The 13,930-nt window shown below is 59.8% G+C and carries 16 protein-coding genes; 8 read left to right on the plus strand and 8 right to left on the minus strand.

Going from position 1 to position 13,930, the window contains the following annotated elements; all coding sequences use genetic code 11:
- Nucleotides 1-26 precede the first annotated feature (26 nt).
- Nucleotides 27-386, minus strand: a complete 360-nt coding sequence (czcI, locus tag ATF69_RS21025; RefSeq protein WP_082437643.1) for a cation efflux protein, CzcI family — start codon at nt 384-386, stop codon at nt 27-29.
- Nucleotides 387-460: 74 nt separating this feature from the next.
- On the minus strand, nt 461-799 hold the full coding sequence (locus tag ATF69_RS21030; protein WP_015012999.1) for a hypothetical protein: 339 nt from the start codon (nt 797-799) through the stop codon (nt 461-463).
- A gap of 156 nt (nt 800-955) precedes the next feature.
- Here ATF69_RS21030 and ATF69_RS21035 point away from each other — a divergent pair, with 156 nt between their 5' ends.
- From ATF69_RS21035 to arsH, 8 genes are all read left to right on the plus strand, one after another.
- Nucleotides 956-1,642: a heavy metal response regulator transcription factor gene (locus tag ATF69_RS21035; RefSeq protein ID WP_146872170.1), complete on the plus strand. Its 687-nt coding sequence runs from the start codon at nt 956-958 to the stop codon at nt 1,640-1,642.
- Nucleotides 1,639-2,976: a heavy metal sensor histidine kinase gene (locus tag ATF69_RS21040; protein WP_146872171.1), complete on the plus strand. Its 1,338-nt coding sequence runs from the start codon at nt 1,639-1,641 to the stop codon at nt 2,974-2,976. Before ATF69_RS21035 ends, ATF69_RS21040 begins: the two co-directional genes overlap by 4 nt.
- A 143-nt stretch (nt 2,977-3,119) precedes the next feature.
- Nucleotides 3,120-5,363 (plus strand): heavy metal translocating P-type ATPase, encoded by a 2,244-nt coding sequence (locus tag ATF69_RS21045; protein WP_244303782.1) that lies wholly within the window; start codon nt 3,120-3,122, stop codon nt 5,361-5,363.
- 142 nt (nt 5,364-5,505) lie between these two features.
- Entirely contained in the window at nt 5,506-5,940 is a 435-nt protein-coding gene (locus tag ATF69_RS21050; protein ID WP_024815622.1) for a MarR family winged helix-turn-helix transcriptional regulator, read from the plus strand.
- Nucleotides 5,941-6,164: 224 nt separating this feature from the next.
- On the plus strand, nt 6,165-6,488 hold the full coding sequence (locus ATF69_RS21055) for an ArsR/SmtB family transcription factor (RefSeq protein ID WP_063459325.1): 324 nt from the start codon (nt 6,165-6,167) through the stop codon (nt 6,486-6,488).
- A gap of 89 nt (nt 6,489-6,577) precedes the next feature.
- Nucleotides 6,578-7,084 (plus strand): arsenate reductase ArsC, encoded by a 507-nt coding sequence (locus tag ATF69_RS21060; RefSeq protein WP_063459417.1) that lies wholly within the window; start codon nt 6,578-6,580, stop codon nt 7,082-7,084.
- 8 nt (nt 7,085-7,092) lie between these two features.
- Nucleotides 7,093-8,139, plus strand: coding sequence for an ACR3 family arsenite efflux transporter (arsB, locus tag ATF69_RS21065; RefSeq protein WP_197506379.1), 1,047 nt, complete (start codon nt 7,093-7,095; stop codon nt 8,137-8,139).
- Nucleotides 8,114-8,827: an arsenical resistance protein ArsH gene (gene arsH, locus ATF69_RS21070; protein ID WP_055396770.1), complete on the plus strand. Its 714-nt coding sequence runs from the start codon at nt 8,114-8,116 to the stop codon at nt 8,825-8,827. Before arsB ends, arsH begins: the two co-directional genes overlap by 26 nt.
- A gap of 595 nt (nt 8,828-9,422) precedes the next feature.
- On the opposite strand, the gene ATF69_RS21075 is transcribed toward arsH, so the two are convergent.
- From ATF69_RS21075 to ATF69_RS21100, 6 genes are all read right to left on the minus strand, one after another.
- On the minus strand, nt 9,423-9,716 hold the full coding sequence (locus ATF69_RS21075) for a hypothetical protein (RefSeq protein WP_055396768.1): 294 nt from the start codon (nt 9,714-9,716) through the stop codon (nt 9,423-9,425).
- Nucleotides 9,717-9,790: 74 nt separating this feature from the next.
- A complete protein-coding gene (locus ATF69_RS21080) occupies nt 9,791-10,132 on the minus strand; it encodes a copper-binding protein (protein ID WP_146872172.1) in 342 nt (113 codons plus the stop codon).
- A gap of 38 nt (nt 10,133-10,170) precedes the next feature.
- Complete coding sequence (locus ATF69_RS21085) at nt 10,171-10,656, minus strand: cupredoxin domain-containing protein (protein ID WP_146872173.1); 486 nt, start codon at nt 10,654-10,656, stop codon at nt 10,171-10,173.
- A gap of 35 nt (nt 10,657-10,691) precedes the next feature.
- Complete coding sequence (locus ATF69_RS21090) at nt 10,692-12,104, minus strand: multicopper oxidase family protein (protein WP_069103144.1); 1,413 nt, start codon at nt 12,102-12,104, stop codon at nt 10,692-10,694.
- 18 nt (nt 12,105-12,122) lie between these two features.
- Complete coding sequence (locus ATF69_RS21095; RefSeq protein WP_146872174.1) at nt 12,123-13,556, minus strand: TolC family protein; 1,434 nt, start codon at nt 13,554-13,556, stop codon at nt 12,123-12,125.
- A complete protein-coding gene (locus ATF69_RS21100) occupies nt 13,553-13,801 on the minus strand; it encodes a hypothetical protein (protein WP_235510534.1) in 249 nt (82 codons plus the stop codon). Before ATF69_RS21100 ends, ATF69_RS21095 begins: the two co-directional genes overlap by 4 nt.
- Nucleotides 13,802-13,930 lie beyond the last annotated feature (129 nt).

The following is a 13,930-nucleotide window of genomic DNA, read 5'->3' on the forward strand; positions in this document are numbered from 1 at the left end:
AAAGAAAAGTGAGATGCCCCCGCCGATCAGGCGAGGACGGACCACTGAGGGCGGTCTGGGGGCGTGGGGGTTACAGCCAGCAGGCGCTTGCCTGAAGGAGGCTCCACGCGGCTTTCATGGGCGAAGGCTGGCTTTGCATCTGACCAGTTCAAGGCCCCGATACCCGCGCCATGACAGACTGAACAGTCAACATCAAATGCATCGGTTCCCTGGCTGGACTTTTCGGCCTGACCATTCCCGCCCTTGGCTTCATGCTTGTGTTCGTGATGCCCAAGGTGCTGAGACTGCGCGGCTGAGCTCTCATGCATGCAATAGGCAGCCACCGCAGACCAGCTGAACTGGAACGGAAGCAATGCAAGCATAAGAACGGCGATCAATCGGCGCATTTTTGAAGTCTAGCATGCGTCATGAAGGGCGCACTGAGGCTTTGATGGCCGCTGAAGGGCACTGGGTTGGGAAATCAGCGAGCGCCGCCGTTCATGTCCAGAAGCGCCTTCTTTTCAGCTGCCGACATGTTGAGAAACTCCTGTTGAACCTGCTCACGCGTCTTTGTTGAGCCTGTTGCTTTGACTGGCAGCGCACCTCCGCGCGAAAGGATTGCCAGCGTGCCATCCTTGCGCGCTACTTCGACAGCCTGAAGCACATCGCCACGGGACATCGCGCTCTGCATGTGGTCGGGATGTGTGGTCATGCCCACTTCGCCACCAGCCGGATGGTACAGCGACGAGGCAGATGAAAATCCTGGAGCCGCAATTGCGAAGGCGATCAGAGTGAGTGCGAGGGGTTTGCGAGCAGTCATGGTGTTGTCCCTTGATATCAGTTAGCCCTCGGCGATCTGCCGGGACTATGCCTTTCGACACGGAGACACTGTAAAAATCCGCGCGCGACACGGCGCCAACAGCCAGATTACAAATTTGTAAACTACGAACTGACCGCATTCTTCGAGAATGGCAGCATGAAAATTCTGCTCATCGAAGACGAAGTCAAGCTGGCTGAGTACCTGCGCAAGGGCCTGGGAGAGGCCGGCTACGTGGTGGACATTGCGCACAACGGGGTGGATGGCCTGCACATGGCTCTGGAAGGCGTGCACGATCTGCTGGTCTTGGACGCGATGCTCCCAGGGATCGACGGCTTCAGCCTTCTAACGGCCTTTCGCAAGACCAAGCAGACCCCGGTCTTGATGTTGACAGCAAGGGTCAGCGTCGAGGATCGGGTGTTGGGACTCAAGACCGGTGCCGACGACTATCTGGTCAAGCCCTTTGCGTTTTCCGAACTGAGCGCCCGCATCCAGGTGCTGCTGCGGCGGACCCATGGCGCGCGGGATGCCGCAGAGCCCACGCAACTGCGGTTGGGCGACCTGGAATTAGACCTGGTACGGCGCAAAGCGTCCCGGTGTGGCCAGCGCTTGGAGTTGACTGCGAAGGAGTTTCTGCTGCTGACTCTGTTTCTGAGAAGAAAAGGCGAAGTGCTTTCTCGCACTGAGATCGCTGAGCAGGTGTGGGACATGAATTTCGATAGCGATACCAGCGTGGTGGAAGTCGCGATCCGGCGCCTCCGTACCAAGATCGATGTTCCGTTTGGCACTGCGCTGCTCCACACCATTCGCGGCATGGGATACGTGATGGAGGACCGCAACGGATGAAGGAGCTGGCCCAACATCGCTCATTGCGCCAGCGGTTGTCTTGGTGGCTGGCGCTGCAGAGCTTTGCCGGACTCGGGGTGGTCTGTCTGGCGGTGTATCTGGTGACCGAGTTCAACTTTCGTGATCGGCAAGAGGAAACGCTGGCGCAAAAGGAATACGTCATTCGGCATTTGCTGGGAGATGGCAAGGAGCATGGGGATTCGGAAGACCTTGCGCACAAACTTGATGACTTCCTTGTGGGGCACGGAGATCTGTCGCTCGAAGTCGCGCAGGCGGACGGGATGGTTATCTACGCCCACACCCGCAACCAGAATGCGAAGACGGTTTGGCGCCAACGGCAGTTCGAAGTAGCACAGACTGCGGACCAGACTCTCCCAAAGAACTTGCGCGTCCAGCTGTCGCTGGATATCCAAACCGACAACCAGTTGTTGCACCGACTGGCTCTTACTTTGCTGGTCGCGGCCATCGGTGGGGCCGTCGTCGTATCACTGGGCGGATTCTCCCTGGTCAACTTGGGCCTGGCGCCTGTCCGAAGACTGGCCAGCCAGACGCGTGCAGTATCGGCTGACAATCTGCATCAACGTCTCGACAGCGCCGAGCAGCCCCTTGAGCTCGTGCCTCTGATCGACCAGTTCAACGCGCTCCTAGCTCGCATTGAGAAGGCCTACTCCCAGATGGAAGGCTTCAATGCGGACGTGGCGCATGAGTTGTGCACGCCTTTGGCCACGCTCATTGCCAATAATGAACTGGCTTTGCTGCGCCCTGAGCAGGCGGATATTCGCGAGGTGCTGGCGTCCAATTTGGAGGAGCTGCACCGCCTGACGGGCATCGTCAATGACATGCTGTTCCTGTCCCAGGCGGATCGGGGTGTGGGAGCACGTCGGGCCCCCGTTGCGACTCTTGCATCGGTGGCTGCTGACGTACTGGATTACCACGAAGCGGCACTGGCCGAGGCTGGTCTCACCGCTAAGGTGGTCGGCGATGCGCATGGCGCTTTCGACGTGCCGTTGTTGCGTCGGGCCCTGTCGAACTTGCTCGGCAACGCCACCCGATACGCGAACCCTGGCTCAATCGTCCAAGTCAACCTCAGAACTATCGATGAGGGCCGTGTGTTGATCAGTGTCACCAACTACGGCAGCACTATCGATCCCGAGCTACTCCCGCAGCTGTTTGACCGATTTTTCCGTGCAGATCCTGCTCGCAGCCATGGGCAGAGCAACCATGGCCTCGGGCTGGCCATAGTCGCTGCTATTGCACGCATGCATCAGGGCAAGCCAGTCGCATCGTCAGAGAACGGGGTGACAAATGTAGGAATCGAAATCCGTCCTAACTGATGGCGATTTCGACAGACTGGGATCGCTTGTGACGCGGCCACGGAGCGCGGCGCGTCACAAGCGATCCGATTTACGTAGGACGAAGCAGCGATATTTTCATTGCCGCTTGACTTTAAAGTCACTTCAAGGTTTCCAATTGCGCTATGAAATCAGAAACAAGCATACCTCCCACCACTGTTGACACCTGCTGCTCCTCGGGCTGTTCCAGTTCCGCAGCAGTGGTCCCTGCCGCCACAAGCCGCCCGGGCCAGGGCAAGCTGTTCCGAATCGCCACCATGGACTGCAGTGCCGAAGAGTCGGAGATCCGGCGGGCGCTGGAGCCTCTGGATGGGATCCGCTCTCTGGGTTTTCAGCTGGGCGCGCGGACGCTGAAGATCGAGGCCGAGGAAGGCACCTACCCGTTGGCACTCGAAGCCATCCGCAATGCGGGTTTCGATCCGCAACCAGTGGCAGACGCGGGCGAAGCCAAGGGGGGACACGTGGTTGGATCCGCCGAAGGCGACGACCATGGACATGGTTTTGCAGGCGGCATCTCACGTTTGGTTGCCGCACTCGTGTTCGCCACGGGGGCTGAGGTTCTCGCGTTCTTCGCGCCAGACCAGATGGCTTGGAAAGTGGCCGGCATGGCGATTGCCGCTCTGGCTATCTGGCTGGCCGGCATCGACACCTACAAAAAAGGCATTGCGGCGCTGCTGCGCGGCAAGCTGAACATCAATGCGCTGATGTCGGTGGCCGTCACCGGCGCATTCCTCATTGGTCAGTGGCCAGAAGCCGCGATGGTGATGGCTCTGTACGCGATTGCGGAGCTCATCGAAGCCAAGGCAGTGGACCGGGCCCGAAACGCTATCAAGGGCTTGCTGGAACTGGCGCCCGAAGAGGCTTTGGTACTGGGCACCAACGGAGCATGGACCGCTACACCGGTGGCCTCGGTGGCCATTGGAGCGACCGTGCGCATCAAGCCTGGCGAACGCGTGCCGCTGGATGGTATGGTGACCAAGGGCAACGGCGCCATCAACCAGGCCCCTGTGACTGGCGAGAGCATCCCCGTGGACAAGGCACCTGGAGACCAGGTGTTCGCCGGCACGATCAACGAGACCGGTGAACTGGAGTTCGAGGTTACGGCCTTGTCGAGCAATACCACCTTGGCCAGGATCATCCAAGCTGTCGAACAAGCGCAAGGAACGCGCGCTCCGACGCAGCGATTTGTGGACCGGTTCGCCTCTATCTACACCCCCGCAGTTTTCGCCATTGCCGTGGCGGTAGCTGTCCTTACTCCTTTTCTGATGGGCCTTACCTGGCTGGAGGCGCTCTACAAGGCCCTGGTTCTGCTGGTGATCGCCTGCCCGTGCGCTCTGGTCATTTCCACGCCGGTCACGGTGGTCAGCGGATTGGCTGCAGGAGCGCGCCGCGGGATCCTGATCAAGGGCGGAACCTACCTGGAAGATGCCCGGCTCCTTAAGGCGGTGGCGCTCGACAAGACCGGCACCATCACCGAAGGCAAACCCAAGCTGGTGAAGTGGCAGGTGTGGGGTGGTGCTGATGAGACGGAAGTCCAGCAAATGGCTGCCAGCCTTGCGGTTCGGTCCGACCACCCTGTCTCTAAGGCAATCGTCCAGGGACTGGAGATCAAGGGGCCCGAGGCTGAAAACTTCAAAGCGCTGCCCGGGCGCGGCGTCGAAGGCATGGTCAATGGTGTGCGGTTGACGCTGGGCAATCACCGTCTGATCCATGAGCAAGGACTGTGCGGTCCGGAGTTGGAGGCGGAGCTGGCCATCCAAGAAAAACAAGGCCGCACGGTCACCCTCCTGGCGGACGAATCGCGCGTCCTGGCGCTGTTTGCGGTAGCGGACACCATTCGCGAGACGTCGAAACAGGCCATCGTCGACCTCAAGGCGCTGGGAGTGACGCCGGTGATGCTGACGGGTGACAACGCGGCCACGGCAAAGGCCATCGCTGCCCAGGCCGGGATTGATGAAGCCCGTGGCGATTTGCTCCCCGAAGCCAAGCTCGACGCCATCAAGGAAATGCAAAAGCGCTATGGCGCCACTGGAATGACCGGCGACGGCATCAACGATGCGCCGGCGCTAGCGCAGGCTGACATCGGTTTTGCCATGGGTGCGGCGGGAACCGACACGGCCATGGAAGCAGCCGATGTGGTCATCATGAACGACGATCTGCAGCGTGTAGCCGAGACGGTGCGACTGTCCAAACATACTCACGCCGTTCTGTGGCAGAACATTTCTTTGGCACTGGGTATCAAAAGCGTCTTCCTGGTGATGGCGGTGGTCGGCACCGCGACCATGTGGATGGCGGTCTTCGCAGACATGGGGGCCAGCTTGCTGGTCGTGGGCAATGGCCTGCGCCTTCTTCGAAGGGCACGAAGGTAGCCAGACCGCATAGCTGGCTGAACATGCTCACTTCCACTAGCTAGTTTCGGCGCTATGAGCCGACCGCCTTGGCTCTTGAGTGGAAGAGTTGGCCACACGAAAAATCCAAGACTTCATACTATCCACTGCAATACGCACCAAAATGACAACGGCCATTTCGGGAAGTCTGTTGCGGGAGGTCGCCCGTTTGTTCACACAATCGCAAAGTAGGTCAGTGGAACGCAACAGCAAGATGAACAGCCAATGCAATCTGCTCGCCGAACTGGAGCGCTCCGGGACGCTTGCGATGACTGAACTGGGCAGGCGGGTTGGACGCGAAAAAAGTTGGGTGTCGCGTTCTGTTGACGCACTGGCGACCCGTGGTCTGGTCGTCAAGGAGCCCAATCCCGCCGATTCCCGGAAATGGTTGGTCACGCTCACCGACGAAGGGTTTCAGTCAGTCAATCATTGGAATGCTGCCCTGGATGACCACGCAGTGCAATTGCTTGCCTGCCTGAGTGAGCGGGATCGTGCCGCAGTCGAGAAATCCCTTCTGTTGTTGTTGACGGCCCTGAGAGAAGACCAATCAGTCTACTGACTGATTCCTTCAATCAAGGATTTCGGATGCAAGCCGCCACCCCTGACCGATGCTGGCGCCTTTTGGACTGCGTACCTCGATGGTCGAGCCAGGGTGTGTGATTTTGGAGCGTGCCACTCATCACGGCCATTGGGGCGAATCGCATTTCCCGAGCCGCCACTCGCCATGCAAATAGGAGTGGATTTAGCCGGCTTATATTTCAATAATTGGTGTATTATTGAGAAATGAATGAGCCTGAAGTTGTCCGCTCGCTTGCAGCGCTTGCTCAAGAGGTACGCCTCCGTGTCTTCCGCGCACTCGTCGTGGCAGGCAAGGATGGTCTCACCCCTGGCGCAATCTCCGAGCAGCTGGGAGTAGCCTCCAACACCCTGTCGTTTCACCTCAAAGAGTTGGCCCATGCTGGCCTGGTGAGCCAGGAGCGCCACGGGCGCAACCTGGTGTATCGCGCCTCGTACCAGACCATGAACGGTCTGCTGGCCTACCTGACAGAAAACTGTTGCCAGGGTGCGCTATGCCTCACTGAAGAGGCCGCCTCCTGCAACTGCTGAGGGTTCCCTGTAGGGCAATCCATGCCCCAAGCGCCTGTGCGCTCAGCCCAGATTCACCTATCTCACCACCATTGACCCTGGAGTTCACCATGAGCGCAACCCCACAACCCTTGAAAGTTCTCTTTCTTTGCACACACAACTCGGCGCGCAGCATCCTGGCCGAAGCGCTGCTCAATGACATGGGTGCCGGTCGGTTCAAGGCCTACTCCGCTGGGAGCAGCCCACGCGACAACCAGCAGCCCAACCCCCTCGGACTGCAGGTGCTGCAAAAAGCAGGCATTTCCACCGAAGGCCTGCGCAGCAAGAGCTGGGATGAGTTCGCCACGCCCGACGCGCCCCAGATGGACCTGATCATCACGGTGTGCGACAACGCGGCGGGCGAGGTCTGCCCCATCTGGCTAGGCCACCCCGCCACAGCGCACTGGGGCTATGCAGACCCCAGCGAGGGCGACGGCACGGACGAGCAGCAACTTGAAGCCTTCCGCCAGACGCTGCACGCCATGAAGCGTCGGCTCGAACTGCTGGTTAGCCTTCCCGAAGACAAGCTGGCCAAGGCGGTGCTTCAGACCACCGCTCGCCAACTGGTCACAAACTGAGAAACGGGATGCAGAAATCCAGCATGAGCGTGTTCGAGCGCTACCTCACCGTTTGGGTGGTGCTGTGCATCGTGGTGGGGATCGGGTTGGGCCAGGTGTTTCCTGGAACAGCACGCGCGATTGGTGCGTGGGAAGTCGCCCGCGTGAACATTCCGGTGGGCCTGCTCATCTGGGTGATGATCATTCCGATGCTGCTCAAGGTGGACTTCGCCGCCCTGGGCGAAGTGCGCAACCACATGCGCGGCATCGGGGTCACCTTGTTCGTGAACTGGCTGGTCAAGCCGTTTTCCATGGCTTTTTTGGGCTGGCTGTTCATACGTCAGTGGTTTGCCCCATACCTGCCAGCTGACCAGATCGACAGCTACATCGCTGGCTTGATCCTGCTGGCCGCCGCCCCGTGCACCGCCATGGTGTTCGTGTGGAGCCGTCTCACGGGGGGCGACCCGCTGTTCACGCTGTCCCAGGTCGCGCTGAACGACAGCATCATGATCGTCGCGTTCGCGCCGCTCGTGGCTTTCCTGCTGGGCCTGTCGGCAATCACGGTGCCGTGGGACACGTTGCTCACCTCTGTCGTCCTGTACATCTTGATTCCCGTTGTGCTGGCCCAATGGTTGCGCCGGGCACTGCTGGCCCGAGGTCAAGCCGTGTTCGACGCTGCGCTGCATCGCATTGGTCCCTGGTCCATTGCTGCGCTACTGCTCACCCTGGTGCTGCTGTTCGCGTTCCAGGGCGAGGCCATCCTGCAGCAGCCCCTGGTCATCGCATTGCTGGCCGTACCCATCCTGATCCAGGTGTTCTTCAACTCGGCACTGGCGTATTGGCTCAATCGCGCAGCGGGAGAAAAGCATGCCATTGCCTGCCCATCAGCATTGATCGGTGCTTCCAACTTCTTCGAGCTGGCCGTGGCGACAGCCATCAGCCTGTTCGGTTTTCATTCGGGTGCGGCCCTGGCCACGGTGGTGGGGGTGCTCATCGAGGTGCCGGTCATGCTGCTGGTGGTCAAGGTCGTGAACTCTTCAAAGGACTGGTATGAATCCGGATCTTCCCAACGTTGATGCCACGCTCTTCGAGCAGGCCGATCTTGAGCGACTGGTGCCCGCACAGCGTTCTACCCATGCACCCCGCATCCTGCTGCTCTACGGCTCTGTGAGAGAGCGCTCCTATAGCCGATTGCTGACCGAAGAGGCTGCGCGACTGCTGCGCGCCCTCGGTGCTGAAACCCGCATCTACGATCCGCGAGGGCTGCCACTGCCGGACGCAGAGCCCGACAGCCATCCGAAGGTGGTGGAGTTGCGAGAGCTGGCCCAATGGGCGGAGGGCATGGTCTGGACCTCACCGGAGCGCCATGGCGCGATGACCGGCATCCTGAAGATGCAGATCGACTGGATACCTCTGTCCGTGGGGGCCGTGCGGCCGACACAGGGCAAGACCCTGGCGGTGATGGAAGTCTCGGGTGGCTCGCAGTCGTTCAATGCCGTCAATCAGATGCGGGTACTGGGTCGGTGGATGCGCATGATCACCATCCCCAACCAGTCGTCGGTCGCAAAAGCCTTTTTGGAGTTCGACGAAAGTGGCCGCATGAAGCCATCAAGCTACTACGAGCGTGTGGTGGATGTAATGGAAGAGCTGGTGAAGTTCACGCTGCTGACCCGCGATAGTGCAGACTATCTGGTGGATCGGTATAGCGAGCGACGCGAGAGTGCAGACGCGCTGTCAAAGCGGGTGAATCAGCGCAGCATTTGACTGGCAGTGCTCAGGGCGCCGGCAGGCAGCTGGAGTACAGCTCCTCCGTGCGAAGAATCCTTGTCATTTGCTTGATATTGCTGGGCAGCGTTTTCCTGACCCAGACGGTATCGGCAAATCGAACAACCTTAACACTCCAGGCCCCAGATCAAGGAGTGGATCGGCCAATGCAATGGGGTGACACACGCCGTCGGCAGTTAAAAGCGATAGCCGAGCGCCATTTGGCGGAAGCTACGGGAAATTGTCGAGATGAAATCGGCGTTAGAGCAGTTGGTTTCTGTGTGCGCAGGTGACGATCATGCCCATTGCGCGATTCTGGAAAACCTCGCCGCAGACAGTCCCTCGGCCCCCAATCACAGTGCTAGCTTTGTCAAACCGAAGCGTCGCGGTGCCAAGGCCGCCCCCGCTCACTCTGGGGTAACCAACAAGCCGACAACCAGTCATTTGGATCTCATGACATGGATGCGTGGCGTACACGTGCATCGGAGCGGGCATTGAACTAGGCCGTGAGGTGGCTTGCAGAGCCATCACCTTGCACCACGATTGCGGCCAGCCCGTACTTGGGCGGGCCACGCTTGTGGCCCACCTGTTTGCATTACTTAGGCGTGGAGCCCGGAGTGGCTTCCTTGTGCGGCATGGCTTCACGCGCATTGGCCTTTTCCTGACCACGGGCTTCGGCCTTGCTGGTGTCCGCAAGGCCAGAGCCTTCACCCCGCGCTGTACCGCCATCCTTGGTCCGCTTCACACCGGTTGCAGGACGGGCTTTCTTGTGGTCTTCGCCATGCGCTTGCGCCTTGGAGTTGGTATAGGGCGTGGCTTCCTGGGTGTCGCCAGCGGCGAATGCGGACGATGCGGCCGTCAGAGTCAGAGCAATAAGGAGCGTTTTCATGAATTTTGCTTGGTAGTTTGAGGTATGAGCGAAAGCGCACCCCCTTCTTGGGGCGCCGTGAAACACTTCTATCCCTACTTGGCAGGTTCGATGGCAGTGACGACCATCTTTCCACCCTCGTTGATCACCATGAAGCGGATCTTGTCGCCAACCTGAGCCTTGTCGAGCAGGGCCTTGTCCTTGGCTGTGAACACCATGGTCATCCCCGGCATCTCTAGATGTTTGATGTCACCATGCTTGATGGTGATTTTTCCAGCGTCCTTGTCGATCTTTCGTACCTCTCCATCAGTCATAGAGGCCGCAGCCATGGCAGCTGGCTTGCCAGCGTCGCCCGTGGCCTGTGCCGTGGCCGACAGCGGCATGAGGGTGATCAGCGACAACATCGCGCCGATTAAAAGACTGTTTGCGTTTTTCATAGGAACTCCTTGTTCAATCGCGTAGAAGACTTTTCCGCTTACTTCTTCACCACCGTGACCTGGCCTTTCATGCCCGCGTCGTAATGACCTGGGTAAAGGCAGGCAAACTTGACTTCACCAGCCTTTGTGAACTGCCAGATGATTTCCCCTTGCTTGCCTGGAGCCAGCGACACTTTGCTGGGTTCGTCATGCTCCATATCCGGGAACTTCTTCATCGTCTCGTAGTGTTCCTTGAGTTCGGCATCGGTACCTAGGCTGAATTCGTGTTTGACCTGACCACCGTTCTTAATTACGAACTTGATAGTCTCGCCCTGCTTGACGGAGATTGCCGCGGGCGTGAAGCGCATGGTGTCAGCCATGTCAACATTGATCGTGCGGCTTACCTTGCTTGCTGTACCTGGCTGTCCTATGGCTGACTCCTCGCTTCCGTGGCCGTGACCACCGCTGTGAGTACCACCTGCCAGGCTATTGAAAGACAGAGCCACCAGGGTTGAGGCAGCGATCAGGGAAAGGGTGCGTTTCATATTTACCTTGGGTTGTTGATGGGGAAAGCAGGCGATCAGTGGCCGCCGTGCGAGGACGGCTTTTTGACCTTGACGACGGTGTCCGAACTGGACTTCTCTTTGCGGGGCATGGATTGGCCGCCTTCCGCCTTGAAGCGGGCAGGCTCCGCCATCGGACCGGTGTACTCGTAGGCCACCGTGCCCTCCGGGTTTTTGTACCAACCCGGGTTTTTGTAGTCGCCCGGCTTCTGGTCGCGGCGTACTTTGAGGACGCTGAACATTCCGCCCATTTCGACCGAGCCGAACGGGCCTTCTCCGGTCATCATCGGGATGGTGTTGTCCGGAATGGGCATTTCCATTTCCGTCATGTCTGCCATGCCGCGCTCGCCCATGACCATGTAGTCGGGGATCAGGTTGTTGATCTTCTTGGCAACGCCGCGGTGGTCCACGCCAATCATGGTGGGAATGTCGTGACCCATTGCATTCATGGTGTGGTGGCTCTTGTGGCAGTGGAACGCCCAGTCGCCTTCTTCGTCCGCGAGGAACTCAATCTGGCGCATCTGGCCCACGGCCACGTCGGTTGTCACTTCATAGAGACGGGTGCTCTTGGGCGTGGGACCGCCGTCCGTGCCCGTTACCAGAAACTCGTGTCCGTGCAAATGCATCGGGTGGTTGGTCATGGTGAGATTACCGATGCGAATCCGCACCTTGTCATTGAGCCGGACGTTCAAGGAATCGATGCCAGGAAAGATGCGGCTGTTCCAGGTCCACAAATTGAAGTTCAGCATTTCCGCGACCTTGGGCGTCGCGGCGCCGGGCTCGATGTCGTAGGCGCTCAGGAGGAAACAGAAGTCCCGGTTCACTTCGTCGATCAGCGGATGTTTGGTCTTGGGATGCGTGATCCAAAAACCCATCATGCCCATGGCCATCTGGGTCATTTCATCGGCATGCGGGTGGTACATGAACGTACCGGGACGGCGTGCAACGAACTCGTAGACGAAGGTTTTGCCGGACTGGATCGCTGGCTGGTTCAAGCCCGCCACGCCGTCCATGCCGTTGGGCAAACGCTGTCCATGCCAGTGGATGCTGGTGTGCTCGGGCAGCTTGTTGGTCACAAAAATGCGGACGCGATCGCCTTCCACGACTTCAATGGTGGGACCGGGACTCTGGCCGTTGTATCCCCACAGGTGGGCCTTGAAGCCAGGAGCCATTTCGCGCACGACGGGTTCTGCTACCAAGTGGAACTCTTTGACCCCCTGGTTCATGCGCCAAGGCAGCGTCCAGCCGTTGAGCGTGACTACCGGGTTGTAAGGACGCCCGGAATTGGGCACCAGCGGCGCCATGGTGTCTGCACTCGTCTGGAACACTGGCTCTGGCAGAGCGGCCATCGCCACCCGGCTCACACTCGCTGCGGCCACAGCCCCCCCAGCAATGCCAGCAAATCGGAAAAAATCTCTTCTTGAATTCATGTTAGTTTCCTTGAGGGATCAGTGACCTGCACCAGCTTCGGCTGCGGTTGCGCCACCGCCCGAGACACCTGCGCTGGTGGGCTTGCCGATGAGGGAGGCTTGAAGCGCCGCGTCCGCCAGCCAAAACTGTTGTTCTGCATTCAGAGCAGCCATCACCGAGCTGACCTGATCGCGGGAGTCCGCCAGCAATTCGAAAACGCTGATCAGCATCCCGTTGTAGCGAAGCTGGTTTTCTTCGGAGATGACTTTTCGCAGTGGGATCACCTCATCGCGGTAGTGGCGGGCGATGTCGTAGGCAGTGCGGTAGGCCGAGTAGCTTTCGCGCAGATTCGACCCCGCAGCGCGGGCGGTGGCCTCCAGGCGGCTGGCTGCCGCCAGCGTCTGTGCATTCATGGCGTCGCGCCGCAAACCGCCCCAGTCGAAGATCGGAAGCTGCAGGCTGATCTCAAAACCACGACGTGTCGAGTGGGTGCCCTCTGTCCCATCGAACACAGAGTCTCGCCGCACTCCCAGTTCGATGTCCGTGTATGTCGTGACCGTGTTCCAGCCTTGCGCGCGCGCAGCTGCGTCATAGTCGGCCCTGGCGATCTGTAGGTCGAGCCGTCCCTTGGACGCCTGGCGGCCTGCATCCAACGAAGACAGCGGCTCCTTGGGCAGCGCAGGCAAGCGCTCCGGCAGCTTGAGTTCTTTCGCCTGGCTATCGTCCAGGCCCAGCAGCCGGACCAATTCCTCGCGTGCTGCGGTGACCTGGTGCTGGGCGCTGGCCAACTGGGTTGCCGTGTCGGCATAGAACGCTTGCTGGCGGGCACGCTCAAGCTTGTTGAAGTTACCCACCGCCTGCATGCGCTTGGACAGCTCTGCACTGGCCTGGGCGCTGGCAACGACCTGCTGGGTATAGGTGAGCGTCTGTTGTGCCGCAACGGCGCGCACCCACGACTGCCGGACCTGCGTGACTTGGTCCACCACGTCGCTGCTCAGGCGCAACTGGGCTTGTTTGATGCGCTGATCAGCGATGCCTTTGCGCATGGGCAGCGTCAGCAGGTCCAGCAGGCCGAACGACAACAGGCGTCCGATCTCAGTTTCGCTGCCCAGGCGAACGCGCTCCAAGGTCAAAATCGGGTTGGCAATGCGGCCCGATTGCGCTGCGTTAGAGGCATCTGCCCAGTTTTGCGCGACGATCGCTTGCAGCGACGGGCTGTTGACCAACGCGAGCTGCACGGCATCTTTTTGGCTGAGCGGCTTGGCCAGCAGATCGGAGGCGCGCTGGCGCAAGGCATCTCGTTCGTTCTGACCCCGTGCCAAAGTGAGCTGACCGTCCGTGAAGCCGCCTGTAGCTGCGTTGGCGCTGGAGAGGTTTTGCTCCAGATTCACACTGGCGCAGCCAGACAAAACGGTGACGGCGGCCACAACGACCATTAATTTGGCGCGGGGCATGCGCAAGGGGCGGCTCATTGCTTGCCTCCATGGTGTGCGTCATGCCCTTGTGCGGGCTGCTCCTGGCCAGACGCGGAAGGTGCCTGGCGCATTTCCTTGGCGTAGGTGCGCCATCCACCGATTTCGCCGACCTTGTCGTTGGCTGCCTTCCAGGGCTGTACGGGTTGGTCTTTGTACGCGTCAAAGCCAGCCAGGGCTGATCGGTACGACAGCTGATACTCCACCTTGGCGGAGTCTGCCTCGGGCATTTGGGCAAATGCCATGGACGGCGCCACCAGCGCTGCGGCCAGCCAGCGGCTTGAGATAGGTCGTGAAAGCCAGGAATTTTTCATAGGTTCACCATGCGTTCTTGATGCAACGCATTGTGTGAGCCCACGGCTTCCGTGGACATA

It is taken from the genome of Acidovorax delafieldii (assembly GCF_007993815.1).
Lineage (GTDB): Bacteria > Pseudomonadota > Gammaproteobacteria > Burkholderiales > Burkholderiaceae_C > Acidovorax > Acidovorax delafieldii.